Consider the following 23996-nt stretch of genomic DNA (forward strand, 5'->3'; position numbering starts at 1 on the left):
TAAAGGCAATAGATCACCTTTATGGATGATTTATTTTTTAGAAAATCAATTTTTTTTGAATTTTCGGCAATTGAATTTTTAAATAAAAAATAAACCCATTTTCAAAAAATTGATCAATTTTTCGAAAAAAACGGATAAAATTTAAACCAGTTTTTGAAAAAAAATCAAATTGGTCAGGCAAACAGGTTTATTGGTGATTTTTTAAAAAAATTTATCTACAAATAATCAGATGACTTCTCAAACTGAGTACAGTATAATTATTCAACAAAATTTTATTTTGCTAAAATGGAAATAAGCCGAATTAAGCTCAATCAATATTCTCGCCTATCCCATCCTTCTCACTATGTCTGATGTGGACTTTGACTTTCTTGATTCGACGAGTATCTACAGCTAAGATGGTAAATTCAAAATTTTCAAAACCGATTTTGGTGCCGTTCTTGGGAAGTTTGCTGTTCAGCTCAAGTAATAAGCCTCCTAGAGATTCACTTTCGCCTTTTACCTCATCAAAAATCTGTGAGTCAAGCTCGAGCTTTTTGCAAAAGTCATTTAATGAAATCTTTCCTTCAAAAATAAAGGTCTGAGGATCAAGCTCCTTAAAGAAAAAGTCATCGGCATCATCAAACTCATCATTGATCTCTCCTATGATTTCCTCAATCAAGTCCTCTAAAGTCACCAAACCTGAAGTGCCGCCATATTCATCGACGACGATGGCCATATGCACCCGCTTTTGTTGAAAATCCTTCAAGAGGGAATCAACCTTTTTGTTTTCGGGCACAAAGAAACTCTTCCGGATAAGCTCTTGCCAAGCAAAATTCTCATCCCGCTCGATGTAAGGCAATAGGTCCTTGATGTATAATATCCCCTGAATATTGTCAATAGTCTCATGAAAAACTGGAATTCTGGAATAGCCACTTTTATTGATCTTATCCATGAGTTCATGAAAATCCATCTCTGTATCGACAGCTGTGATTTCCATTCGGCTTCGCATCACCTGACGCACCGTAAGCGTACCAAAATTCACGATGCCTTTCAAGATCTCACGCTCCTCAGTAGGGGTATCCTCCGTGGTAAGCTCCAAAGCCTGATTCAATTCCTCCACCGAAAGCGTGTAACCTCTCTTTTCAATCCGTCTCTCAATAAGGTTGCTGATGGACATTAAGAAAATGGAAATGGGCTTCAAAACGGAGGCAAAAAGATTCATGGTTGGGGCCATTCCAAGGCTAAATTCCTTTCTAGCTTTATTGGCATAGACCTTAGGGACGATTTCCCCAAAAAACACAATGGCAAATGTAATTCCGACGGTCTGTACCAATATGACAATGATGCCAGTGGTATTCATCCCGAAAATAGTCCACACCACAAAGGTTGTCAGGGTCACAATGGCGATATTGATCATGTTATTCAGGATCAATATGGTGCTCAGTAATACCTTTGGACGCTTGAGCAAATCAAGAACTGTCTTGCTTTTCGGTGTATCTTGATTGTACAGATCATCGAGGTCGTCATTGTTTAATGAGAAAAAAGCAACCTCAGAACCTGATACCAGGGCAGAACAAATAAGCAAAAGGATAAAAATCACTCCGTTGATTAGGAGGTAAGTAGGGCTGATTTCAGCGATTTGAGCGAGTAAGTAGGCACTCGGGTAAGGGTCGTCCATGGACAAAACACGATGGTTAGTGCAAAATTACAAAATCCCCTGAATATTTCAGGGGATTGAATTAAAACGGAAGATCATCATCATCGTCGGACGGGGCTGAGATATCTGGTGCTGCCTCGGCTTTTGTTTGATTTGCCATTGGATTTGAAGCAGGTTTATTTTCAGAATAGCCTCCAGGGGCTCCTCCGCCCGGATTATCTGACTTGGAACCGAGCATGGTAAAGCTTAGCACACGAATCTTGGTCCGCTTCCGGTTATTCCCCTCTTGGTCTTGCCAGGTATCAGACTTTATTTTTCCTTCTACATAGAGCTGCATACCTTTTTTAAGGTATTGCTCGGCAATTTTCGCTTGTCCGCCCCAAAGCTCCAAATCATGCCATTCGGTCTGTTCCACCCGATTTCCGTTTCGGTCTTTGTAAGACTCTGTGGTTGCGAGTCGAAGATTGGCTACCACATTATCTCCTTCTAAATACTTGACTTCTGGATCCGCACCGAGATTTCCCAAAAGAATAACTTTATTAACTCCTGCCATGATTTATTTGCTTGTTTTTGATTGAAAATTGAAGTTAATCAAAAGCCCTGATCGGTCAAAAAATTAACAATCAACTTGGGCTTAGCGAGGTATTCGATTTTTTCCTCCTCTACTAATAGATATCCTTCTTGCTCAGCCCAATTCTCAAGACTCGAACGGTTTTCATCTGGAATTTCAATCTCGGAAAATTCTGCATGCAGGCGCTGATGTGACAAAATATGTCGGTATTTTTTGGGAAACTTCTTTGGTTCACCAGCTTTCAGCGGAATGGCTAACTCTTCTTCTAGCGACTCCTTCTCCTTTTCAATCAGCGGAAAATCAAACAGGCCTTCCCAGATATCTCCGGAGCTACGTTTTTTCCAGACCCAACTTTCTCCACAGCGAATGACAAAATAATGGAGATGCCTGTCCCGAACTTTAGTTTTATTGATTTTGACTGGAAGATCATTGACGAGTTGATTATTGAAGGCAAAGCAAGAGCCTTGAATCGGGCAATTCGCACAGTCGGGTTTATTGGGCACGCAAAGCCTTGCCCCAAAATCCATCATCGCCTGATTGTATTCAGCGGGATTGTCCTGTGGGATCAACTGATCGGCCAATTCCTGAAATTCCCGCTTCCCTTTTCCGCTGGCAATGTCTGTTTCGATCCCGAAAACTCGGGCAAGCACCCGGAATACATTTCCATCTACTACCGCTTTGGCTTCAGAAAAAGCAAAACTCGCTATCGCCGCTGCCGTGTAGGTCCCCACCCCTTTAAGTTTTAAAAGCTCCGAATACGAATTGGGAAACTCTCCTGCCCTTTCAAACCAGATTTGCTTGGCACAAAAATGTAGGTTTCTGGCCCGACTGTAATATCCCAACCCTTGCCATAGTCTCAGCACCTCTTCCTCAGGTGCCTCTGCCAGGTCTCTGACCATGGGATACTGCTCCACAAACTTGTAATAATAAGGTAGGCCTTGCGCCACTCTGGTTTGCTGCAAAATGATTTCCGAAAGCCAAATTTTATAGGGATCAGTGGTGCCTCTCCAAGGTAATTCTCTTGGATTTGCGCGGTACCACTTGAGAATTTCTTTTGAAAAGGCTTGATTATCAGTTGATTTAAAATTCATTTGCTAAGAATAGGTCCAGCACAAAACTGGTTAATTTTTATGGATTTGTTTTTTAATTGAGCAGGTTCTCGTACATTTGCAGTCCCAAAAACACTTGGTTAATAGGTTGTTAAGCTTATTTAATAATTTCTAAATCTAAATCACCGTGACAAAAGCAGAAGTAATCACCAAAATCTCGGACATGACCGGGATCCAAAAGGATGATGTTACCCAGACAGTTGAAGCGTTTTTCAGCGTGGTCAAAGAATCCATGGCTGAAGGCGAAAACATTTATGTAAGAGGCTTTGGTAGCTTTATCAACAAGAAAAGAGCGAAAAAAATCGCTAGAAATATTTCTAAAAATACTGCCATTGTCATCGATGAGCATTACATCCCGGCTTTCAAGCCTTCAAAGGTGTTTATCGAAAAGATCAAAAGCAGTGACAAAATCAAAGAATTAGCTCCACAAGAATAGGTCTTAGGAGAAATTTGAAATGAAAAAAACACAGCTTATCCTCATTGTCGTCGGCCTTTTGGCAATAGCAGGGCTTTATTCCCTCCCAAAATTCGTCGTGGACAATGAGGGGCAAGCTGAAACAGCCACAGCACAGTCTTCTGCTGAAACTGCTTCCGACCCTGCCGCTATGCATGAGGCAGAGTTAAGTGAGGAAGCCGAAAGAAGTCTTGCTGTGTTGCGATCCAAAGTAAGCAGTGAAGAAATTTCCCTGGAAGAACTGGAGCAAATGGCTGAACTTTACAAAGAAAAATCCTTGTACGACAGTGCGGGGTATTTTCTATCTTTGGCGGCAGAGCGATCTGATGAGATTTCTTGGGACGAAAAAACCGGTAATGCCTATTTTGAGGCTTTTACCTTTGCTTTGAATCCTGAGAAAGTCGAAGCTACCGCGCAACTCGTCCGAGAGTATCTCGGCACTGTGCTGGAAAACGATCCGGCACGCAGTGATTTGAAATCAAAAATAGCCATGACCTATGTGTCATCTTCCAATCCCATGCAAGGCATTATGATGCTTCGGGAGATTCTGGAAGAAGAACCTCAAAATGAAGATGCGCTTTTCAATATGGGCATCCTATCCATGCAGTCCGGACAGTATAAGCGGGCCGTGGAGCGATTTGAGGAGTTAATTAACTATCACCCTGACAATCTTCAGGGGCAGTTTTACTTAGGTGTAAGCTATTTTGAAGCCAATCAAAGAAATAAAGCAAGGGCTCAATTCGAAGCAGTGAAGGACATGACACAGGATGCGATGATTCTGGAAAGTGTGCAAAGCTACCTGGATAGGCTCTAAATAAAATTGTATCACTTTAAAACAACAAGACTATGCCTTGCGGAAAAAAAAGAAAAAGACATAAGATCTCTACGCACAAGCGTAAGAAAAGACTAAGAAAAAACAGACATAAGAAGAAGTAATACACTTCTTCTTATACCCGTTTTTAGACAAAAACACACGTTCATTTACATAGTATAAGACTAGATTTTGAGTACGGAATTGTTAATTGATTCTGCTCAAAACGGAAGTCGGATTGCCCTCCTTCAGGACAAAAGCTTGGTTGAACTGCACTCAGAAGGTGTAGACAATCAGTTTAAAGTGGGAGACATCTACCTTGGCACGGTAAGGAAAATAGTCAATGGGCTAAATGCAGCTTTCATTGATGTCGGCTACGAAAAAGATGCCTTCCTTCACTACCAAGACATGGGTCCCAATATTCGAAGCTTGCAGAAGTTCACGAAAATGGTGCGCAACAACAATTATTCGAATTACAACCTGAAGGGCTTTGAAAACGAGCCGGAAATAGACAAGATTGGAAAGATTTCTAACATCCTTTCTAAAAATAACCAAGTGCTCGTACAGGTTGTCAAAGAACCTATTTCAACGAAAGGTCCCCGACTATCTTGTGAGCTCTCTCTTCCTGGTCGCTACCTCGTTCTCGTTCCATTCTCAGATACAGTCAATGTATCCAAAAAAATTCGGAGCAGTGACGAGCGAAAAAGACTTTTGAGGCTTATCACTTCTATCAAACCTGCCAACTTCGGAGTAATCATCCGTACTGTGGCCGAAGGTCAATCAGTCACCGAACTGGACAAAGACCTTCGAAACCTTCTCAACAATTGGGAAGAAGGGATGAAAAAGCTGCTAAAAGCCAAGAGTCGCGACAAAATTATTGGAGAGATGAGTATGGCCTCCTCACTAGTGAGAGACCTGCTCAATGAATCCTTCGATGCAATCACCGTAGAAGAAGAATCTACCTACGATCAGATTAAATCCTACATCAGGACAATAGCTCCTGAAAAAGAAAAAATTGTCAAGCTTTACAACGGTAAAGCTAAATTATTTGAAAGTTTTGGGATCGAAAAACAGATCAAAAGTCTGTTTGGACAGACGGTCAGCTTACCACAAGGAGGCTATGTGATCATTGAGCACACAGAAGCGCTCCATGTCATTGACGTCAATAGTGGCAATAAATCCAATCAGGAAAGCGACCAAGAATCTACCGCTTTGAAGACCAATATGGTTGCAGCCAAAGAGATCGCCAGACAGCTTCGCCTCCGGGATATGGGAGGTATCATCGTAGTCGATTTTATCGATATGAAACGGGCCGAAAACAAAAAGGCCATCTATGATGCGATGAAAAATGAGCTTAAGGCAGACCGGTCCAAACACACCGTGCTACCGCTGACAAAATTCGGATTGATGCAAATCACCCGTCAGCGTGTTCGTCCAGAGGTCAATATCGTCACCAAGGAAGTCTGCCCTGCCTGCAATGGCACAGGCAAGATTCAAGCTTCCATTTTGGTGGCGGACAAACTGGAGAAAGACCTGGAGCACCTGCTGACCATGCAGAATATAGCCAAAGTCCAAATCGGACTGCATCCATATCTGCATGCCTACTTTACCCAAGGCATCATGAGCCGAAGGGTCAAGTGGTTTTTCAAATATTACAAATGGATAAAACTGATCAAAGACTCTTCCCTACCGGTGACGGAATACAGATTCGAAGATGAATCTGGAGAGGAAATAGAACTAAAAGTAAAAAGCGAGACTGAATAGGTCTCGCTTTTTTTATCATTTCATTTTCGAAAAATCCAGTCTTACAAAACCTACTTTTTCTTCTACCCCCAAATTACCAATTGAATAATAATAACCTTCAGGAGTAGAAAAACCCTTTCGGTTTGCTGGCATATCGATTTCGCCGAGTTTCTTAAAATCCTCATCCAGCACCACCAATTTCACCTTGTAAGGGCCCTTTATTTCACGCACAGCCTCTGGCCAGAGGCCCGTAATTACCTGCCTCAGATACACTTTTTGCACTGGATCAAAAGTTACCCAAACATACCTACCTGAGTTATGGTCCGGCAAAAACACCGTATACTCACCTTGCTGCTCTGTTCTTCCTTTTAAAATTTCGAGCCGCTCCTCGGTTGATGCATCCACCCATTGACTTCTGTTTTTAGATATCACAAGCAAACTATCCATGACAGAAAAGGAGACTAAAAAATCCCCACTTGTAGAATTATAGTAATGACTGTAAGGTCCAAGATTGGGATCATCATAGTACTCCTTGAGTTTTTCTGGAAAAGAAAAAGAAATGTGACTGCTGGTCTGATCATCAAGATTATATCGCAAGATCCAGTTTTGATAATCCATAATTTCCTCCTTCAAAACGAAAGGGACATCTGCGATAAGCAATTGATTTCCGGTTTTGGAAATTGGATTATTGGGAACGGTAGTATAATTCACATACAGCCTTTCGGAGGGAACTCCCGGCAATTGCCATCGGGAAACTACTTCTCCCTCGAAATTTGCCTTAATCAACTTGGTCTCCGCATCTATAACAAAGATTCCTTCTTTGGTAATAAGGTGTTTGAAGGGACTATCCCCTACTCCATCTGGACCTTCCCGCATATAAAACTGCTCCAACACTTTCTTGCCTTCTGGAAAGCTCCATGCAAACAATTGCCTATTTTGAAAATCGAATAAATAAGCCCCGGAGTCTGTCTCCATATAGGTCAGCGACTGAGAAATATTGGCGACGCCTTCATCCTTTTCCAATACCAAGGTATCCGTCACCAAATCTTCAAAATTGAAGTTTTGGCTTTCCTTTTCCGGGGTTGAGCATGAAAAAGTAATTGCGGCACAAAGTAGCCCAGCAATAATATTTCTTATCATAGTTAGTTTGATAAATTCAAAGATTAAAGTTTGATAAACTCAAAGACTGACCAATTTTCCAACACCCTCAAGTCCGTATCACTTCCGAATAAGGGATCTCTCAGCATCAACTTTTCTACTCGGATTTGATATCGACCGGGAGCTAAAAAACTGACACCAAGCAGGGACTGATAAACCCGCTGTCCTGCTCCTGCAAGGCGGTACTTGGCCCAGCCATTGACCGAAATAAGCGAATCATTCACATAGATTCGGTGAAGATCCGCTGTCTGATTTAGTTCGTGCCAACCCAAGGAATCAAGGCTAGAAGAAAATTCTCTTTTGATGATTTCCATCATCTTTTGATCCCCTTCATATCGTGCTATTCCCAATTGTAAATGTTGACCTTCAACTGCCTCATTGGCTAGAAAAGCTCTTGGGAAACGCTTCCCCGCATTGTGATCTGATTCAAAATACAGATTCTTGGCAGGCCACTCTACTTCATGATCAAGCATATTTCGCTCGTTGAAAAACAAGGTGAAGTCTCTCACATCAGTTACGATGATCGGAGCAGCAAGTATAAAAATCAACAAGATATAGCCGATGGAGTACCACTTTCCAATATTACTCTGATAGATCGCAGAAATGGAAGAAACGATCGAAGTAGAATACCAAGACTTGAATTTGGTCTTCTTTTTTGTCATCATCAGTAGAGCAAAAACAAGTAGGGTAATCATGAAAAAGAGATAGATCTGAATAAAGGTAAAATCCAACCACAGATACACTGCCACCAAGATCCCTAGGTATAATGTGATAATTAAAAAAATGATGGATAGGGACACAGGAAAAGCAAAAGTGCTACTACAGATCCGCTCCAACCGAAGCACCATGGAGTCAGGCTGCTGGTAATCATAGCCTTGACCAGTCTTGAAAAGCCGCTCCTGAATTACTCCTTTCGGGAACGCATAACTCAGTCCCAGCAATCCTGCCCACATAAACCGAAGAGCCAAGTGAACCACAAAAAATATCTTAAACACACTGATAATGGCCGTCAAGTAAATTAAAATGAGCCAACTCAACATACTGTTTACCCCGGCTTCCTGAATCAAAAAGGCGGCGAATTCATAGACCCGAGATGGAAAGGCAAACAAAAAGGCCAAAATGATACCTGAAATAATGACCTCAGGCTCCCAACTATTTCGCTGCAACTGCTCGAGCCAGGAGAGCTCCTCATTCTTTCTGCTACTGTCCGGATTGGAATTCATAGCTAAAAGTTAAGTCCTAGACTCTATATATCCCAATCATTGATCAAGCCAAGCCTTAAATTCACTCACTTTTTCCCTACTGACAAGAATATCAGAATCTTCACAAGCCTGTAATTTAATCTTAAGGCGACTGTTGGAGTAGGTGAATACCGCTTCGATCGCTTCCAAAGAAGCGAGGTATTTGCGATTCAGCCTGAAAAAACGAGTTGGATCAAGTTGACTCTCCGTATGCTCCAAAGTCTGATCAATGACATACTTTTTGCCAGCCCAGGTTTGCAAAAAAGTCACTCGCTCTTCACTGAAAAAGAATGCTACCTCATCTAAAGGCACACTTTGTATTTTGTCTCCAAAACTCACCAAAAATCGAGATTTGAAGCGTATTGATTGGGGTTTGAGCAATTGCTCGAGAAGTCGTCCGTCTAGCTGACTAGGAAGCTGGTTTTTCCGATACTTATCGACCGCTCGAGCCAATTCTTCCGGATCGATAGGCTTGAGCAGGTAGTCTACGGCATTTACTTGAAATGCTTTAATCGCATACTGGTCAAAGGCCGTGGTGAATATTACAGGTGAAGAGACTGGGCTTTTCTGAAAAATCTCGAAACTCAGTCCGTCTGCCAATTGAATATCACAAAAAATCAAATCCGGCTCTGAATGTTCAGAAAGCCAACTCAGCGCCGAACGAACACTATCCAAATTTCCTTCAAATTCTGCTGAAGGAAAATGGATTTTCAGCAAAGAAAGAAGCCTCTTCGCCGCAGGATTTTCATCTTCAATGATCAGTATTCTCATTGCTCAATCTTTATCAAAGGTAGGATTACTAAAAATTCGCTTTCACCTTTTTTGATGGTAGGAGCCTTTGCATTGAGAAGCTTATAACGCTTCAAAATGTTTTCTAAACCTATTCCTGTGGAACTTTCCTCAACTTGATTTTTGAGTTGTAGCGTATTACTTACCCATAGTTCATTCCCCTTTTGGCGAATATCGATAAACAAGGGGTTTTCCTTGGAAGCCACGTTATGTTTGATGGCGTTTTCGAGAAGCAACTGAAGAGATAAAGGTGGTAAATAAAACTGCTGTCCCTTTTCCTCCTCCATTCTAAATTGAAGGTTTTCTTCAAAGCGGATTTTCTGTAAATCCAGAAAGTTTTTAGCAAAGTCCAACTCCTTTTCCAAGGAGACTAGCTCCTCTTGCTGCACTTCTAGCACATAGCGGTAGATTTTGGAGAGTTTTTGGATAAAAGCAGCAGATCGATCGGCATCTTCATAGACCAGATTGGTGAGGACATTCAAGGAATTGAAGAGAAAATGAGGGTTAAGTTGATCCTTGAGACTTTGATATTGACTGGCAAAGCGCTCGGCTTTCAATCTCTCAGCTTCCACGGCTGATTTGCGCCACTCACCCAGCCAAGACCAAGTAGTAAATATTGCCATGATGATCAGAGCCACTTGCATGGGGAAAGCAGTCAAGCGGAAAATCTCACCCCAAGGGATATTTTGTATCGCTAATTGCCCAGTCAGCCAGGCAAAGACAAAAACAAATACAAAGGAGACCAGGAAGGAATAAGCCATGTAGATGCCAACCGTGGCGAATAGCCTTCCAAATGGATAAACCACCCAAGGGATCTTCCGATCGAGCCAGCGAATTATCACCGTACCTCCATAGCTTAAGGCGGATGAAATACAAAACGAAAAAGCAAAATCGGGAAATATTTGCTTTAGTCCCTCCAGAGATAAAAAGCAACTGGGGCAGGTGCTCGCCATCAGTACGAATGCAATGAGCAAATTGATCCAAATAAAAGGACCCACTCGGGTGAAGAGCTCTCTGTGTGTCTCTGGTTTGTTTAGCTCGATTTGCATTGGTGGAAATTAAGAATAAAACCCAAACCAATGAACTACTGCTGGAGCATATTCATCAGCTTGGGTATTCTAGTTGGTTTTTATTGGCAGTTTTCAATCAGTGCTTTTGCAGTATTTGCTCCCCATGTTGGTAGCAAGTAGTTCTCATCTACTTTTTGCGATTCTTTTCGGAAAAGCTCCTCGGCCATTCGGGCCATACCACAGGCTTTTTCTGGACCTTGACCAAAAAACTCCGCCATTCCCAATTCCATCTGTGCCATCAAAACCACTGCACGTGGGTTTGATCGATCCTGACCGATAGCCGTCCCATAAAGTTGCATCACTTGTGGGCTGAGGTTTTGCCCTCTGGAGACGGGGTCGACGGATACTTTTCCCATCAAGGCATATCCATGCAATGCAGTCAACTCAGAATTATTTGGTGATACTTCCTTTGCTTTTTGTACGAGGTCTATTGCCTCGTCAAAGTATGCGTCCTTGTCCACATCAAAGCGGAAGGCAGTTTCAATTTTTGTCAGCGCAGCATAGTAGAGGGGTAACCATTCTCCAGATTCTGCCTCGGAAATTCTCAGAAAGGAATTGCTCACTTCCTGGGCCGATTCAGGGCTGTCGATTTGCTCCATAGCCTGAATTTGCGATTTAATAGCAGTCTCAAAGGCTCCATTGGATTGAGAAAATGCTGAAAATGAAATAAAGACGAAGGCGAAGATTAGATTAAAGATTTTCATAAGAATTAGATTTAGAGGTTATTTAATTGATTTGCGTTTTTGTCTTTAGAAAGGGTCAGAAATATGCCTAAGAATAGGAATCTTGGCGCAGGCTGACCGATAGCTCGGGATTCATAGACCCCTTGAGCATTGGGGGTAGTGGAGAAATCATATCCGAAAATATTTTCCCGCCCCAAGACATTGGTGATCGCACCGTGGATAATCAGATTAGGACGGGGCAGGTAGCTCCAGCTGAGGCTTAGATTTTGAAATCCAGGTGTTTTACTATTCATCTCACCGGGAAGATTAGGATTGGTATATGCATAGCCGTCATTCACTGCGAGACTGGCTCCCAATTGAGACTTAAGACCGGTGACAAAGTGCTTTACTACCACAGAAAGATTATGCTTGGGCGCGAATCCTGGCTGAACCTGGGTGGTGAATTGCTCAAAGCTTCGCTTGCTGTCCACAAAGCTGTAAGTCACCCAATAGTCTGTGTTCTTTAGTGTTTGACGATCACGGAAGAATAAATCAAAACCTCGGGCAAAACCGCTTCCTTCATTTCGAAGATTCACAGGAGCCATGGGTACACCTTCAAATCGGATCAATTCATCGTATTCCTTGTGAAAAGCTTCTGCACGGAAAGTAATCCCATCCTTATTCCAGAAATAATTCAAAATCAAATGATCAGCCTGTGTGTTTTTCAAGTCATTGTTTAGGACTCGATAATTCTCCAATGGGGCTTGGGAGAACTTTCCAGCTGCCAATGAAACTTGACCATTTTCGGATAATTGATATGCAAAAGAGACACGCGGATCCAGCCACTTTTCTTCAGAAAGCGAACTTAAGCCTCCTCGAAGTCCACCACGGATCACTAGTTTTTTGCTGAGATACCAGTCCCATTCGGTATAAATGAAGCTTTGACCATCTTGATAGCTGCGCTCTAGGTTTTGGAGAGGTAGCCCCTCAGCATAAGTGTTGAAAAAGTGCTCCACTCCCAGTTTCATGGATACCCGATCCGAGAAATCCCGGATGGTAGATGCTTTTAAGTGAGTCAATTGATTGTCTCGCGTAGTCTGAATACTATCAAAAGCAATCTCATCTGAATTGGCGGAGATAGAAGCTCCCAAAAACCAAGTCCAACCCTTTGGGCTAATTTTAGACCAATTACTTTGAGCATAGCTGTACTGATTTCGCAGGTCAATCAATGGTCCTGCCCCTTCCTGCCCTGGCTCAGGTTGGCGGATTTTCATACCTCCCGATTCTGTCCGACCTAGGACTTTCAAGAGACCATCTTTGCCCAGCTTCTTTTGAGCCGCCACTTCTAAGTCCCATCCGAAAGGAGCTCTTTCAAAGTCAAAATCCTGCTTGACCAATCCTTGATAAGGTGAGAGATCAAAATAATTTCCCGTGAGGGTAATACTCTGCTCCTCACTTGCTAAGGTGTGCGAATAGCCGCCACCAACCGACATCAGGCTTAAATCACCCTGATCGCGAATAGAAAGGTCTTTTGTATTCAAAGCTAAAGCCGAAGAAAGGGCCTGCCCGTATTCTGCCGAATAGCCTCCTGTAGAGAAAAATGTTCCTTTGAAAAGATTTGGATTGAAACGGGTGCGGGTCGGTACATTTCCGGCAGTCGTACCATAGGCATTGGCTACCCGAAGGCCATCGATATAGATTCCTACCTCACTCGCATCACCACCTCTTACAAAAAGTCGCCCATCATTTCCTACAGCACTCGTACCAGGCAATGTCTGAAGGGCTCCGACAATATCTCCCACAGCGCTGGGTGTAGTGACGATATCCAAAGGACGAAGTACGACCGACTTTTTCTCATCGGAAGCTTCCATCGCTCCAGCGGAAATTGTCACTCCGCTCATCTCAGTGATAGCTTCTCTGAGCTGCTGATCAGCTATTTGAATCCTCCCTCCCTCGATTGCTACTGGAATTTCTAAAGTTTTGAAACCCATCAATCGAAAAACCAATACCTGCATTCTGCTCTTTTCGGTACTGAATTCAAACTCTCCCTCCACGCCAGAAGTCGTCCCGTCATAGCTGCCTTTGATCAAGACATTGACTCCGGGGAGAGGTAAGCCTTTTTCATCCAAGATTCTTCCTGAAAGAATTGTCTGTCCAAAGGCCAGGCTTTGAAGTAGAAACAGGTAGCAGAAAAGTGTCAGTCGAAGGTTCATAGCGAATCGTATTTGATCCAAAAATGAACTCCGAGACTAGGATTAGGAAATCAACCTGACTGAAGTGTAGAAATCTGAGACTGAACTGTCAAAAATTGAGACTGAAAAATATCACTTTTAGGCATTTACTGTTTCAAAAACCTCTAAAATGCCTAGCATTAAAAAACAAATGCTTATCTTTAACGTTAGTATCTTTATTCGTTAGCATGATTGTTTCATTTGGTTCAAAGGATACGGAAAAAATATGGACCGGAGAGCGTGTCCAAAAAATCCCAGCTGAAATACAAAAAGTCGGTAGAAGAAAATTGAGAATGATCAATAACTCTCAAAACTGGTCTGACCTGAGAATTCCTCCATCAAATAAGCTTGAGAAACTGAAAGGTTCAGATTTTTTTAGTATTCGAATAAATGATCAATGGAGAATTGTGTTTCGTTGGATAGACAATGGTGCTCACGATGTTGAGATAATGGACTATCATTAAAAAAAGAAAATTAAAATGGAAAGACTACCAAATATTCACCCGGGAGAAGTTTTGCTTGAGGAGTTTCTACATCCACTAAATATCACAGCGTATCGACTATCAAAGGACACAGAAATCCCTCAAACCCGAATTTCACAAATCATCAAAGGGAAAAGAAGAATTACTGCTGACACCGCACTTCGATTAAGCTCCTATTTTGGTAACTCTGCGAACTTCTGGCTAGGGCTCCAAGATGATTATGATATCGAGGAAGCCCGAATAAATAATGAAGACTTATTGGAAAGGATTAAGAAAAATGCCTTAAAACAAATGGTTTAATCTGGAAAAAGCGATGAATCCATTCCAGGTACTATCCTTAGCGCATTTTTATAATAGACCTTTTTGAGTACCTCATCAGGAAGATTCAGACCATACATTCGCCAGAAGGCATGATACTTTTTGTAATAGGGAAAATATTCGTCAGCGGTCTCCAAAACTCGGAAGTAGGTATGAAATTCCTCTGGATTGTAGGCATCTTTTCCGAATAGTAAACGATCCTGATTTTTAATAAAAAACTCCCGTGCTCTTCTCGGCTGTCTTCCGAATTCGGCGATGACAGCTCCAATGCCAAAATTGACATTGGGATACTTTGCCAAATGAGCTTCAGCCTTGTCTAGGTCATTAGCCATCCAGCCCATGTGGGCATTGATAAAAGTCGTATTGGGATGCTTTTCGAAGACATGATGCTGCTCAGCAATGATTTGCTCGAATGGGGCAGGATCTGTAGCAGATCGCTGACGGCGAGGATGGGTTTTGAGTTCGAGCCAACGCTCATTATTCGCATCCATCGGCTGCCAAAACTGAGCGGGATCCGCAGAGTGAATCAATACGGGAATTCCCAGCTCACCTGCTTTGGCCCAAACAGGATCCAAATCCGGATGATCAACAGGCACACGGTTGCCTTGGATGTCTGTCACATTTAAACCTAGACTTTTGTAAATCTTCAAGCCTACCGCTCCGGCAGCTACATCTTCTTCTAGTTCCTTGACGGCAATGCGGCTCCAGTTCTCATCTCCAAACCCTGCAAAATTCAGGTTGGTAAAGACCATAAATCTTCCCGGAGCATGAGTTTCAAACTCCTTGAGCATCCCACGGATATACTCTTGCTGGCTATTGGAATCACCTCTGCCAAATCCTCTACCACTCAGGTTGACAAGAACTCCCATGTTCAATTCCTTCATGTCCGAAAGAAGCTGATCAATTTTCTCCTTATTGACACCGCCCTGATGACTGTGGATATCCACGAATGGAAACTTGGCCCGGGTGACGATGGTCTCCTCTACTTTTAAGGTGGATGGGGGATTATATTCTTCAAAGCTCATCTCTTGCCCCTGAGCAATTCCAATAGCACTTGATAATAAGATTACCGAAAGCAGGATTCGAAAGATTTTTTTCATAACAGTTTCAAATAGATTTGGGGAAAGAGTTAAAAAAATCCCGATCTCTAGTTGAAATCGGGATTTGAAAATTTTATCGAGCAGTACCTCCATTGATCACCTGACCAAAGAAGATTGCGTTTAGATACAGCTTATTCGTACCAAACCAGAAAGCACGGAAATTCATATTATCAGCAAAGGCCACGACTCTTCCTCGCCCGATACCCCGTACTTGGATTACAGATCCATTTTGTAGTCCAGGCAGATTGCTTGGGTGCAAATAGCCAGAAGCAAGCGGGTTTGAAGTATATACCAGTGGGTTTGCGTATGGGTTTTCGGCAGGCTCCAAAAACAGATTATCATTTCTGAAGGTATGAATCGCCGAATCGGTATAGCCATATCCCAAAGGATGGGTTAGGTCCAGATTAGCATTAAATATTGCTCCTCCGGTCACCTTGGCTCCGGTCGCATCTCGGTAAATCGCATAAGGCTTCTGAAGTCCTTTTTCATCATTATCCACCGAACGGAATTTGATATCAATGACTTCATTTTGGGCTAGAAAACGAAGCGCTCCACCTTTAGCTACAAGGGTATTTCCTTTAGCAGCCCAAGATCTCAAGGTACTTGCTCCGGATTTGCCTAAGCTTCCGTAATTGCCATCAGGCATTAAAATGACATTGTAGCGATCAATAACACTAGAGCTGATTCGATCTACAGGCAAAAGTGTGATAGGCATTTCGATTCGCTGATCCAGCAGGTGCCAAATTTCTCCTGCTTCATATCCATCTACTCCGTTGTCTACCAACAAAGCCACTCGCGGAATTTCCAAAGGTGTGATAAAGGTAGATCCCATATTGATCCCTGCTGTATATCCAGTACTGATAGCATGAATATCCACAGTAGATGAAGAGGCAATTTCTTGTAGCTTTTGAAAGAAAGCTGCATCAGACAAATCGGTCTCTCCCATATCAATTAGGATAGTGCCTCTACCAAAGCTTTTACCTTCAGGTGTGGAAAACTCTGCATTTGCCACCCGCACACGGAAGCCTTCCTTCATCAACTTGTAGGCTGCTTTCGGAGCATAGTAGTCTGTCCACTCCATGGCATATTGATAGGCTCCCACCCCACCAATGACCTGGCCAGGCTTAAGCTGAAATTCATTCTTATTGATCTCACGTACATTTGCCAAATTCAAAATACGGCTATTCAAAGCCATGTAATCCAAATTGAAAGCCATCGGATAAGTCCAAGCTGAAATGTCATAGAAAAGTGAATCTTGAAACTCCGTTCTAGTTTCAAACATTGCTTTGATCAATCGATATTGGGGCTGGTCTGCCGGCACGATGTAGGCATTTTCCTTTTTGAAATCCCTTCCATTTACAGTAATATCCTCTTCTAGGCTAAATACTTTGATGTCATGCTGTAGGATCAAATCTGCTAAGTGAAAGCTACGGGCATCATCCTTCTCTGAACCAAAAATGTACGCTTTGTTGACATCTGCCGCAGTTTCCTCAGCTATTCCAACATAAAAATCCCGCATCCACTGATTGAGTTCTTCACGCATCTCTTTTGCAGCTTCATAAGAAGAAAGGTTTGCGGTGAATTGATTTCGAATTGTGAAAGGAAAACTCAACATCCCATTGGCTGATTCTTGAAGGTGTCCTCTAGAACTTGCCTGCTCAAAGAGGATACCGATTGACCCTTGTACATCCGGATAGGTAGAGCCTTTTCCATAGTAGAAATCATCGTAGTTTTCTTGATTGTAATAAAGCGAACCGATCTTGTCAAGAGCCTTGGCATGATAGGTTCCTATTTTTTCGGTCAGCTCAAAGTTTTTATCTGGGGTAAGCGGATGGGTACGCGATGGAACACCAGGTTGGAAGAAAAAGGTGCTGTTGGTTCCCATTTCATGAAAATCCAGGTGAATATTAGGCAACCAGCTTTGAAAGACTTTTACCCGATTTCTTGACTCTGGATGTTGCACTGGCAACCAATCCCTGTTAAGGTCAAACCAATAATGATTCGTCCGACCTCTTGGCCAGGCTTCATTGTATTCCCTTCCATTTGGATCCCCATTAAGATTGTAAGACTTGTGGGAGTTGACCCATGAGGCAAATCGATTGAGACCGTCAGGATTGATCGCTGGATCGAGAAGCAAAACCACATTTTCCAACTCAGCTTCAATTTCATTTGCCGCAGCAAAATGGTAAGCGGCCAAAAGCGAAGCATTTGCACCACTTGCTTCATTCCCATGTACAGAATATCCCATAAACATCACCACCGGCATAGACTCTATGGAAACACTCTGATTGGGATCCCGGAGTTTTTTACGATCCGCCTTGATTTGGTCTAGTCTTGCTAAGTTGGCAGGAGATGAAATCGTCAATAAGGTCTGCGGACGCTTCTCGTAGCTTCTACCCGTTTCTTCAAAAATTACACGATCTGAAGCTTCAGCCACCGCTTTCATATACATTACCAATTGGTCATGCGTGACATGCCATTCCCCCACTTCATAGCCAAGAACCTGCTTGGGAGTAGGTATGGAGGGGTCATAGGTGTAGCCTTCCGGCAAATAATAACTCAGATCAACTTGGGCGCTAACCCAGGAAGACATGAATGTGAAAATCAGGAGAAATAAGATTCTTTGCATGTAAGTATGATTAAAACTTTCGACTAAATTCTTACTAATTTTTCTCAAAAAAAGCTATTTTAGAGCAGTGGTAAAAATAATTGAAGAAAAGCTATGGAATTAATTGCTCCCGGACAAGGACTATGGATTTGGCAAGCAGGAGGTGCTCTTCTTTTATTTGGTTATGCTGCTTTTTGGCTTTATGCCATGGTGGATTTGATCAAAAGTGATTTTCGCGCTCCACACGAAAAAATGATGTGGTTGCTGGTCTTGCTCTTTACTACCCCGTTTGGAGTTTTTCTTTATTTGGCTTTAAGTAGAAGACACAAAGAAAAGCGAAAATTTAATCCAAATTTTTCAAGTAGAATTCAACGATAAAATCTTTGCATATGATGTTCATTCAAAATATGGGTGGTGGATTTATCATCCTCTTTTTATTTAGTATTCTTTATTTCATCTTCTGGGTGTATTGTCTGGTAGATGTCATTCGCTCCGAATTCAAAGACCCCAATATGAAATTAATTTGGGTGCTGATTTTAGTCTTTGCCCAAGGGATTGGACCCATCATTTACCTTATTATCGGCAATAGCGGTAAAAAATTCTCCTACTGATGTTTGGACTAGGAATCATCGGACTGGCTATTTATGCCTATACTATCTATGATGTGGTCATCAGCAATTTTGCCAACGAAACGGACAAATTGATTTGGCTCTTGATTGTTGTGCTTGTCCCTTTCTTGGGTACGATACTCTGGTTTTTGGTTGGAAGGACAAAGCGCCTCTGAGATTACTTCTTAAATAAGTCAAAAAGTGCACTTTTTAAATTTTCATGCTCAAACTCAAACCCGGCTTTTTGGATTTTTTGACTAGCGACACGGTTTCCTCCTAGCACCATACTGGCCATTTCGCCCAACATCAATCGAAGTACAAAACCCGGTACACCAATACCCAAATACGGCTTTCCTTTTGCTTTTGCTGCTTCTTGGGTTAAGTGTTGGTTGGTGGCAGGGTTGGGTCCGACTGCATTATAAATTCCCTGCAAGGTTGTTTTCTCAAGGGCAAATACAAACATTCTTGCCAAGTCTTCGATATGAATCCAACTCATCCATTGGTCTCCATTTCCAAGCGGAGCAGCGACAGGCGGCTTGAGCATTTCTCCTAAAGCTCCACCTTCGGCATCTAGGACGATCCCTATCCGAAGTAATACCGTCCGCAAATTCAATGACTCTATCTTTTTGACTTCTTTTTCCCATGCAATCACCACATCCGCCAAGAAATCACTCCCGGCTTGACTGTTTTCATCGAGTAATTGTGAACCGGTATCAAATCCATAATATCCAATCGCGGAAGCAGAGATAAAAGTCGTCGGTTTTTCTTTCGCCGCTTCAATTGCCTGATGGAGCAATTGAGTACTTTGGGTCCTGGATTCCAGAATCTCATTTTTCCGCTGAGGAGTCCATTTTTTGTCTGCCACTCCAGCACCGGCCAAGTGAATCACCGCATCAGCCCATTCCATCGCCTCAGCATCGATTTGTTGACTGGGAATATCCCAGGTAAACGATTTTCGTGATTTTGCAGATCGACTCAACCAAGCGACTTCCATCCCCTTTTGCTCCAGCAATTGAGTGATGCGCTGCCCTATCAGGCCTGAGCCACCGGTGATAAGTATATTTTTCATTTCAATGGATTTTGTAAATAACCACTCCCTGCCAAGAATAGTTGTAAGCGGCCGGACAGTTCTTTAAAATTCAATTTCTATTCCTAATTTGCCCATCCCAAGAACAAAAATCTAAATTGACTTTCAAATCATTTGGCATTTACTTTTTTCAATGGCTCCTAGGAGGGCTTCTGATAGGACTTATGACAGGGTCTGCTTCCGCCTTTTTCCTGATATCCTTAGAATGGGCTACCGATTACAGAGAGTCTCACCGATGGATTATTGCACTCCTTCCAATGGGTGGTTTTTTGATCGGCTGGACTTATCACAAAATTGGACAAAACTCCCTCAAAGGAAACAACTTACTTCTAGACGAACTCAATGCACATAAAAGACCCATTCCGCTTAGAATGACGCCTTTGGTGCTTTTTGGGACCATCTTGACCCATTTATTTGGTGGCTCAGCAGGGCGAGAGGGGACTGCCGTACAGATGGGAGGATCTCTTTCCGATCAATTGACCAAATGGCTTGGACTTAATCGTGAAAATCGGCGTTTGACGCTCATAGGAGGGGTTGCAGGTGGATTTTCTTCAGTTTTTGGGACGCCACTTGCCGGGGCAATCTTCGCCTTGGAATGGATGCATACAGGCAAATTTCGTCCTCAATCGCTTTTCCCCGCTTTTTGGGCGGCATTGGTAGCTGATTGGACTTGCGAATTGCTCTGGGGAGTGGGGCATACCGAGTATTTCATTCCCGAAATCGCTACTCATTCCTTACCGAATTTACTCTGGGTGATACCTGCTGGAATTGCCTTTGGTCTCTCTGGAAGATTATTCGCGGAGACAACCCATTTTTTTTCGAATTTTTTTTCAAAAGCTTTTTCCTACCCACCCCTGAGACCGGTCATAGGCGGACTAGTGATCGCAATGATTGTATGGATTTCGGACAGCACCACTTACATAGGATTGGGAATTCCCCGGATTGTGGAGGCCTTTGAGCAGCCCCTGCCTTGGTATGACTGGCTGGCCAAAACTGGCTTGACCGGATTTACCTTGGGGGCAGGATTCAAGGGTGGTGAAGTTACTCCTTTGTTTTTCACAGGAGCCACCTTGGGCAATGCATTGAGTAGCTTGATACCCCTGCCTTTAGCGCTACTGGCGGGGATGGGCTTTGTCGGTGTTTTCTCAGGGGCCACCAATACCCCAATAGCCTGCACTGTTATGGGCATGGAGTTATTTGGCTCAGAAGCCGGAGTTTTTCTAGCGCTTGCCTGTGGAATCGCCTATGTCTTCAGCGGAAAAGGAAGTATTTATTCCTCTCAGGATTTGGGCTGGAAGAAAGCTTGGTTTTACTGAAAATTCATCAAAACACTGGCTGAAAATCCACCGGTGGCTTTTTCTTTCTGGTAAAATCAAGATTATGATAAACGGAGAAACGTATCAGGTCCCGATTATTGTAATTGATCCCGGAATCCCTTTGCTGCCAACTTTTGGCATAACCAACCTGAAATTGAATATTTTCATTCAAAATATATCCCAAGCCTACAAAAGCCCGATTATCCTCGAATGGATTTCGAATGATCGTCTTTCCAGTTTGTATAAAAACTTCATTGTAAAGCGAGAGAAAGTAAGTTCCCGGCTGAAACTTATAGGAATTTAGGGGAATGTAAGAGGATATTTTATACCGCCATCGATAGGTAAGTTCGAATGGGGAACCGACATAATAATCCCTTCTCCAGCGCTGTTCAGTTCGGATTTGATGGTAAAGCTTTGCCTTTCCTAGCGACTGAATAAAAAGGGCCTGTTGCCAGAATCGAAATTGATTGACGATCTTATCATAGGGAAGCTCTTGATCAGCGTACTCGGGTGGTGCCCAATAGAATGGAGTGACAATCCCACCTGTAATTTCCAGGTTTTTATTGATAATATAACTGAGTCCAAATCTCAAATAGATTTGCCCCATGTTTTGAACCAATTGATCTCTTGTCCGAAGGTGATACTCTCCGTAGTAGAATAGTTTCTCGCCAATTCTATACTTCGTGTAAAGCCCATTCCAGAGCTCAGATCGACGAGACGTGATCCGTTCTTCCTGCTCAGGTTCTTCTTGTGACAGAGCTACTAAAGGCGAGACTATCAATATCAAAAACAAGAGAGGCGCCTTCATCCTGCTTATTAAAGCTTTTAAAAAGTCAAACCTCATATCGAAAGTAGTTTTTTAAGTTGGTTGATGTTGCCGGAGACTTTCCGAATATTTCGCTCCAGTCTTTTGGTATTTCTGCCTTTCAATTCCAAAAGGCGAGATTCGAGAGCATCCAAGTTGAGTAGATGAACCTGCACATCCCGAAAATCTTCCGAACGCATGATCAGGTCAAGTTCATAATCAATAATGGATTCTGCTGCCTGAATGAGTCCCGGTTGACGCAGCACTTCAAAGTCCGTCTCAAAGGTGAATGGGTCCAGCGTCTTTTCTGTAAACTCTTCCCGAAGGGATGCTCCTAGATTTTCGTATCGTTGCAATTCGGGAAGGCTTTCCTCCAGAAAGAGAAACAACTCAATCAATTCATCCCCAATCTCCGCTTTTTCCAAAAAGCCTTCGGTTTCATTATACGTATTGAGGAGTTGCTGATAATTTTTTACACTGAGGTTCTGATAGACCGAATCTATCAATGCCTTGTGTCGGTTATTGCGGATTTCAAGTGATTTTTTTTCATTTGCTACCCGTTGCTTTTCTTTTAAAATCCGTTCTTCGAGGACATCAAGTTCAGTACTTTGCCTAAAGTCGACTTGTTGCTTTTGAATATGATCCTGAATCGATTCAAATGTCTCCCACTCCCGCTGAATGTGCGCTAGCAGATCTGTGGAGAGCTTTTTGTTTTCAGAGAGCTGCGGAAACTCCAAAGTCTTTTGACGCAATTCAGTGTCATAAGTATAATTAATCTGCTCCTCTGAATTCAAGAAATTCAATCCGTCACGTAGGTAATTCCCAGTATCAAAGTATTGGATATCTCCATTGCGAAGCAATTGGATAACTTGCTCATAGTTTCCGATTTTCCTCATCAAATACTCAAAATAGGCCCCGCTGAAAGCCAGTGAATCGGAAGTATTTTGGTTGAGTGAAAGGAAATCGGAGATAGCTTTTTGGTTGGATTGTTCCTTCAACCTGTCAAAAACCTCGATAATTTCTTCGTAACGGCCTTGGTCTTCCTCGGATATTGCATAGACAAACCTTCGGGTTGAAAGCGGATATTTTTTGAGTTTCCCATCCTCGGAAAAGAAATCTTCTTCAAACTGCAAAACCCGGCTAAGAGCATCTTCCAGCAGATAGGTTCCTAAATATTGTTCCTGAAATTCCTCGCTGCTTTCCGCATAGCCATCATTGAAAATCAGTCCAAATGCCTGATCAGATACTTTGTAGTCTACCTCAAATCCCTGATTGAGTGAATCGAGTTTTTCAATAGCATTATAAAAAACCACTTCATCAATTTTCTGATTTGTCAGGCTATTGACTTTAGAAAGACCAATCAAGAATCCCTTTTCATAGCGCCGGGTTTCATGAATGGTAAGATTGCTGTCCATGGGATAGAAAAACTCCCAATTACCTACCATCAAGCCTTCTTTATTTACTTGGCCAAAGATCTGATAGGTACGCTTTGGGTCTTTCGACTCAAAATTTACGGAACCAAGCAAGCTGTCTTTTTCAAAAGTCAAATCTTTGGCTACAAATACATCCAAGTACTTTTCACCCTGCCAATTTTTCTCGGAATAGCTCCATGAGCCGCTCAATTCCCCTTTTTGATAATTTGCTTCCAATTTTACCAGATTTGTAGAAAGCGCAGCTTGAATTTGCCGATCTACAATATCTTCAATGCCTATTTGATGTATTTCTTGCTGATAGGTCCAATCCCCATTTTTTTGATCCTCGGCATAGACACCCTCAACTTGAAGTTTTCTGAACAATCCCCTTTCCAGGCTATCCATTTTGCTATAGTTGAAAACAAAAGGACCATTCAAAATAGGCTCCATCTCCTCATCAAGTGTATACTGAAGCTCAGCTGTTCCACGAAGTCCCTTGAAGGTAAAACCTCCTTTGTAAGGTCGGGTATCTTGAGATAAAACCCCATGACCGCACAAGAGCAAGACCAAAAAAACCAAAATGCCTTTATCCATAATTGATTAAATCTTCCAAAAGCCTGCCAAAACAAGTAAAAGCAGATATTCAGCCTGGAGAACCGGATATTCAGATTCCGACAAATAGAGATGAGTCAGAATATTCTTTGGGTTTATTAAAAATTAAGCCTGATCAGTCTGATCGACCATTCAATTCGCCTAATAGAATTTTTGTTAAAATCCTTAAAAAA

At 42.4% G+C, this 23996-nt stretch carries 23 protein-coding genes; 9 read left to right on the plus strand and 14 right to left on the minus strand.

Annotation, left to right across the window (positions count from 1 at the left end; all coding sequences use genetic code 11):
* Positions 1–307 precede the first annotated feature (307 nt).
* From gldE to mutY, 3 genes are all read right to left on the minus strand, one after another.
* Entirely contained in the window at positions 308–1657 is a 1350-nt protein-coding gene (gldE, locus tag OU792_RS09635; RefSeq protein ID WP_026946387.1) for a gliding motility-associated protein GldE, read from the minus strand.
* Between the two features lie 61 nt (positions 1658–1718).
* Positions 1719–2189, minus strand: coding sequence for a single-stranded DNA-binding protein (locus OU792_RS09640; RefSeq protein ID WP_026946386.1), 471 nt, complete (start codon positions 2187–2189; stop codon positions 1719–1721).
* 38 nt (positions 2190–2227) lie between these two features.
* Positions 2228–3298, minus strand: a complete 1071-nt coding sequence (gene mutY / locus OU792_RS09645) for an A/G-specific adenine glycosylase (RefSeq protein ID WP_134200428.1) — start codon at positions 3296–3298, stop codon at positions 2228–2230.
* 145 nt (positions 3299–3443) lie between these two features.
* On the opposite strand from mutY, the gene OU792_RS09650 reads away from it, so the two are divergent.
* From OU792_RS09650 to OU792_RS09660, 3 genes are all read left to right on the plus strand, one after another.
* Entirely contained in the window at positions 3444–3752 is a 309-nt protein-coding gene (locus OU792_RS09650; protein WP_024284423.1) for an HU family DNA-binding protein, read from the plus strand.
* A 19-nt stretch (positions 3753–3771) separates the two neighbouring features.
* Positions 3772–4584, plus strand: coding sequence for a tetratricopeptide repeat protein (locus OU792_RS09655; protein ID WP_274670047.1), 813 nt, complete (start codon positions 3772–3774; stop codon positions 4582–4584).
* Between the two features lie 189 nt (positions 4585–4773).
* Positions 4774–6345 (plus strand): Rne/Rng family ribonuclease, encoded by a 1572-nt coding sequence (locus tag OU792_RS09660; protein ID WP_026946383.1) that lies wholly within the window; start codon positions 4774–4776, stop codon positions 6343–6345.
* 15 nt (positions 6346–6360) lie between these two features.
* Here the strand turns inward: OU792_RS09660 and OU792_RS09665 are convergent, their stop codons facing one another.
* The 6 genes from OU792_RS09665 to OU792_RS09690 all read right to left on the minus strand — a co-directional run bounded on the left by OU792_RS09665 (position 6361) and on the right by OU792_RS09690 (position 13457).
* Positions 6361–7464: a DUF4221 family protein gene (locus tag OU792_RS09665; RefSeq protein ID WP_274670048.1), complete on the minus strand. Its 1104-nt coding sequence runs from the start codon at positions 7462–7464 to the stop codon at positions 6361–6363.
* A gap of 23 nt (positions 7465–7487) precedes the next feature.
* On the minus strand, positions 7488–8705 hold the full coding sequence (locus OU792_RS09670; RefSeq protein WP_274670049.1) for a hypothetical protein: 1218 nt from the start codon (positions 8703–8705) through the stop codon (positions 7488–7490).
* A 36-nt stretch (positions 8706–8741) separates the two neighbouring features.
* Positions 8742–9494 (minus strand): LytR/AlgR family response regulator transcription factor, encoded by a 753-nt coding sequence (locus OU792_RS09675; RefSeq protein ID WP_274670050.1) that lies wholly within the window; start codon positions 9492–9494, stop codon positions 8742–8744.
* On the minus strand, positions 9491–10561 hold the full coding sequence (locus tag OU792_RS09680) for a sensor histidine kinase (protein ID WP_026946379.1): 1071 nt from the start codon (positions 10559–10561) through the stop codon (positions 9491–9493). Before OU792_RS09680 ends, OU792_RS09675 begins: the two co-directional genes overlap by 4 nt.
* 80 nt (positions 10562–10641) lie before the next feature.
* Positions 10642–11286 (minus strand): hypothetical protein, encoded by a 645-nt coding sequence (locus OU792_RS09685; protein WP_222584446.1) that lies wholly within the window; start codon positions 11284–11286, stop codon positions 10642–10644.
* A gap of 11 nt (positions 11287–11297) precedes the next feature.
* A complete protein-coding gene (locus OU792_RS09690; protein ID WP_274670051.1) occupies positions 11298–13457 on the minus strand; it encodes a TonB-dependent receptor in 2160 nt (719 codons plus the stop codon).
* 206 nt (positions 13458–13663) lie between these two features.
* Between OU792_RS09690 and OU792_RS09695 the strand changes: the two genes are divergently transcribed.
* Both OU792_RS09695 and OU792_RS09700 read left to right on the plus strand, forming a co-directional pair.
* Positions 13664–13939 carry a type II toxin-antitoxin system RelE/ParE family toxin gene (locus OU792_RS09695; RefSeq protein WP_222584444.1) on the plus strand — a complete coding sequence of 92 codons (276 nt, stop codon included), beginning with the start codon at positions 13664–13666 and terminating at the stop codon, positions 13937–13939.
* Between the two features lie 15 nt (positions 13940–13954).
* Complete coding sequence (locus tag OU792_RS09700) at positions 13955–14257, plus strand: HigA family addiction module antitoxin (protein WP_134200411.1); 303 nt, start codon at positions 13955–13957, stop codon at positions 14255–14257.
* Here OU792_RS09700 and OU792_RS09705 read toward each other — a convergent pair.
* Positions 14254–15375, minus strand: a complete 1122-nt coding sequence (locus OU792_RS09705) for an amidohydrolase family protein (protein ID WP_134200409.1) — start codon at positions 15373–15375, stop codon at positions 14254–14256. The genes OU792_RS09700 and OU792_RS09705 overlap by 4 nt on opposite strands.
* A 73-nt stretch (positions 15376–15448) precedes the next feature.
* Positions 15449–18004, minus strand: a complete 2556-nt coding sequence (locus OU792_RS09710; protein ID WP_274670052.1) for a M14 family metallopeptidase — start codon at positions 18002–18004, stop codon at positions 15449–15451.
* A gap of 93 nt (positions 18005–18097) precedes the next feature.
* On the opposite strand from OU792_RS09710, the gene OU792_RS09715 reads away from it, so the two are divergent.
* From OU792_RS09715 to OU792_RS09725, 3 genes are read left to right on the plus strand one after another with little or no spacing between them, the layout of a single operon-like run.
* Positions 18098–18361 (plus strand): PLD nuclease N-terminal domain-containing protein, encoded by a 264-nt coding sequence (locus tag OU792_RS09715; RefSeq protein ID WP_222584442.1) that lies wholly within the window; start codon positions 18098–18100, stop codon positions 18359–18361.
* 11 nt (positions 18362–18372) lie between these two features.
* Complete coding sequence (locus OU792_RS09720; RefSeq protein WP_222584441.1) at positions 18373–18594, plus strand: PLDc N-terminal domain-containing protein; 222 nt, start codon at positions 18373–18375, stop codon at positions 18592–18594.
* Positions 18594–18767, plus strand: a complete 174-nt coding sequence (locus OU792_RS09725; protein WP_081701418.1) for a PLDc N-terminal domain-containing protein — start codon at positions 18594–18596, stop codon at positions 18765–18767. The genes OU792_RS09720 and OU792_RS09725 overlap by 1 nt, the downstream gene beginning before the upstream one ends.
* Positions 18768–18769: 2 nt before the next feature.
* On the opposite strand, the gene OU792_RS09730 is transcribed toward OU792_RS09725, so the two are convergent.
* Positions 18770–19660, minus strand: a complete 891-nt coding sequence (locus tag OU792_RS09730; RefSeq protein ID WP_274670053.1) for a TIGR01777 family oxidoreductase — start codon at positions 19658–19660, stop codon at positions 18770–18772.
* A gap of 116 nt (positions 19661–19776) precedes the next feature.
* Between OU792_RS09730 and OU792_RS09735 the strand changes: the two genes are divergently transcribed.
* Entirely contained in the window at positions 19777–20994 is a 1218-nt protein-coding gene (locus tag OU792_RS09735; RefSeq protein ID WP_274670054.1) for a voltage-gated chloride channel family protein, read from the plus strand.
* Between the two features lie 7 nt (positions 20995–21001).
* Here the strand turns inward: OU792_RS09735 and OU792_RS09740 are convergent, their stop codons facing one another.
* On the minus strand, positions 21002–21802 hold the full coding sequence (locus OU792_RS09740) for a DUF2490 domain-containing protein (RefSeq protein ID WP_166669366.1): 801 nt from the start codon (positions 21800–21802) through the stop codon (positions 21002–21004).
* Positions 21803–21834: 32 nt separating this feature from the next.
* Entirely contained in the window at positions 21835–23805 is a 1971-nt protein-coding gene (locus tag OU792_RS09745) for a hypothetical protein (RefSeq protein WP_274670055.1), read from the minus strand.
* Positions 23806–23996 lie beyond the last annotated feature (191 nt).

Source organism: Algoriphagus sp. NF (assembly GCF_028823735.1).
In the GTDB taxonomy this organism is placed as follows: Bacteria; Bacteroidota; Bacteroidia; order Cytophagales; family Cyclobacteriaceae; genus Algoriphagus; species Algoriphagus marincola.

Bases quoted from the DNA above. Each gene is read 5' to 3' on its own strand.
- gldE (WP_026946387.1), bottom strand. From the start codon at position 1,657: ATGGACGACCCTTACCCGAGTGCCTACTTACTCGCTCAAATCGCTGAA.
- OU792_RS09640 (WP_026946386.1), bottom strand. From the start codon at position 2,189: ATGGCAGGAGTTAATAAAGTTATTCTTTTGGGAAATCTCGGTGCGGAT.
- mutY (WP_134200428.1), bottom strand. From the start codon at position 3,298: ATGAATTTTAAATCAACTGATAATCAAGCCTTTTCAAAAGAAATTCTC.
- OU792_RS09655 (WP_274670047.1), top strand. From the start codon at position 3,772: ATGAAAAAAACACAGCTTATCCTCATTGTCGTCGGCCTTTTGGCAATA.
- OU792_RS09665 (WP_274670048.1), bottom strand. From the start codon at position 7,464: ATGATAAGAAATATTATTGCTGGGCTACTTTGTGCCGCAATTACTTTT.
- OU792_RS09670 (WP_274670049.1), bottom strand. From the start codon at position 8,705: ATGAATTCCAATCCGGACAGTAGCAGAAAGAATGAGGAGCTCTCCTGG.
- OU792_RS09675 (WP_274670050.1), bottom strand. From the start codon at position 9,494: ATGAGAATACTGATCATTGAAGATGAAAATCCTGCGGCGAAGAGGCTT.
- OU792_RS09680 (WP_026946379.1), bottom strand. From the start codon at position 10,561: ATGCAAATCGAGCTAAACAAACCAGAGACACACAGAGAGCTCTTCACC.
- OU792_RS09685 (WP_222584446.1), bottom strand. From the start codon at position 11,286: ATGAAAATCTTTAATCTAATCTTCGCCTTCGTCTTTATTTCATTTTCA.
- OU792_RS09690 (WP_274670051.1), bottom strand. From the start codon at position 13,457: ATGAACCTTCGACTGACACTTTTCTGCTACCTGTTTCTACTTCAAAGC.
- OU792_RS09695 (WP_222584444.1), top strand. From the start codon at position 13,664: ATGATTGTTTCATTTGGTTCAAAGGATACGGAAAAAATATGGACCGGA.
- OU792_RS09700 (WP_134200411.1), top strand. From the start codon at position 13,955: ATGGAAAGACTACCAAATATTCACCCGGGAGAAGTTTTGCTTGAGGAG.
- OU792_RS09705 (WP_134200409.1), bottom strand. From the start codon at position 15,375: ATGAAAAAAATCTTTCGAATCCTGCTTTCGGTAATCTTATTATCAAGT.
- OU792_RS09710 (WP_274670052.1), bottom strand. From the start codon at position 18,004: ATGCAAAGAATCTTATTTCTCCTGATTTTCACATTCATGTCTTCCTGG.
- OU792_RS09715 (WP_222584442.1), top strand. From the start codon at position 18,098: ATGGAATTAATTGCTCCCGGACAAGGACTATGGATTTGGCAAGCAGGA.
- OU792_RS09720 (WP_222584441.1), top strand. From the start codon at position 18,373: ATGATGTTCATTCAAAATATGGGTGGTGGATTTATCATCCTCTTTTTA.
- OU792_RS09725 (WP_081701418.1), top strand. From the start codon at position 18,594: ATGTTTGGACTAGGAATCATCGGACTGGCTATTTATGCCTATACTATC.
- OU792_RS09730 (WP_274670053.1), bottom strand. From the start codon at position 19,660: ATGAAAAATATACTTATCACCGGTGGCTCAGGCCTGATAGGGCAGCGC.
- OU792_RS09740 (WP_166669366.1), bottom strand. From the start codon at position 21,802: ATGAAGGCGCCTCTCTTGTTTTTGATATTGATAGTCTCGCCTTTAGTA.
- OU792_RS09745 (WP_274670055.1), bottom strand. From the start codon at position 23,805: ATGGATAAAGGCATTTTGGTTTTTTTGGTCTTGCTCTTGTGCGGTCAT.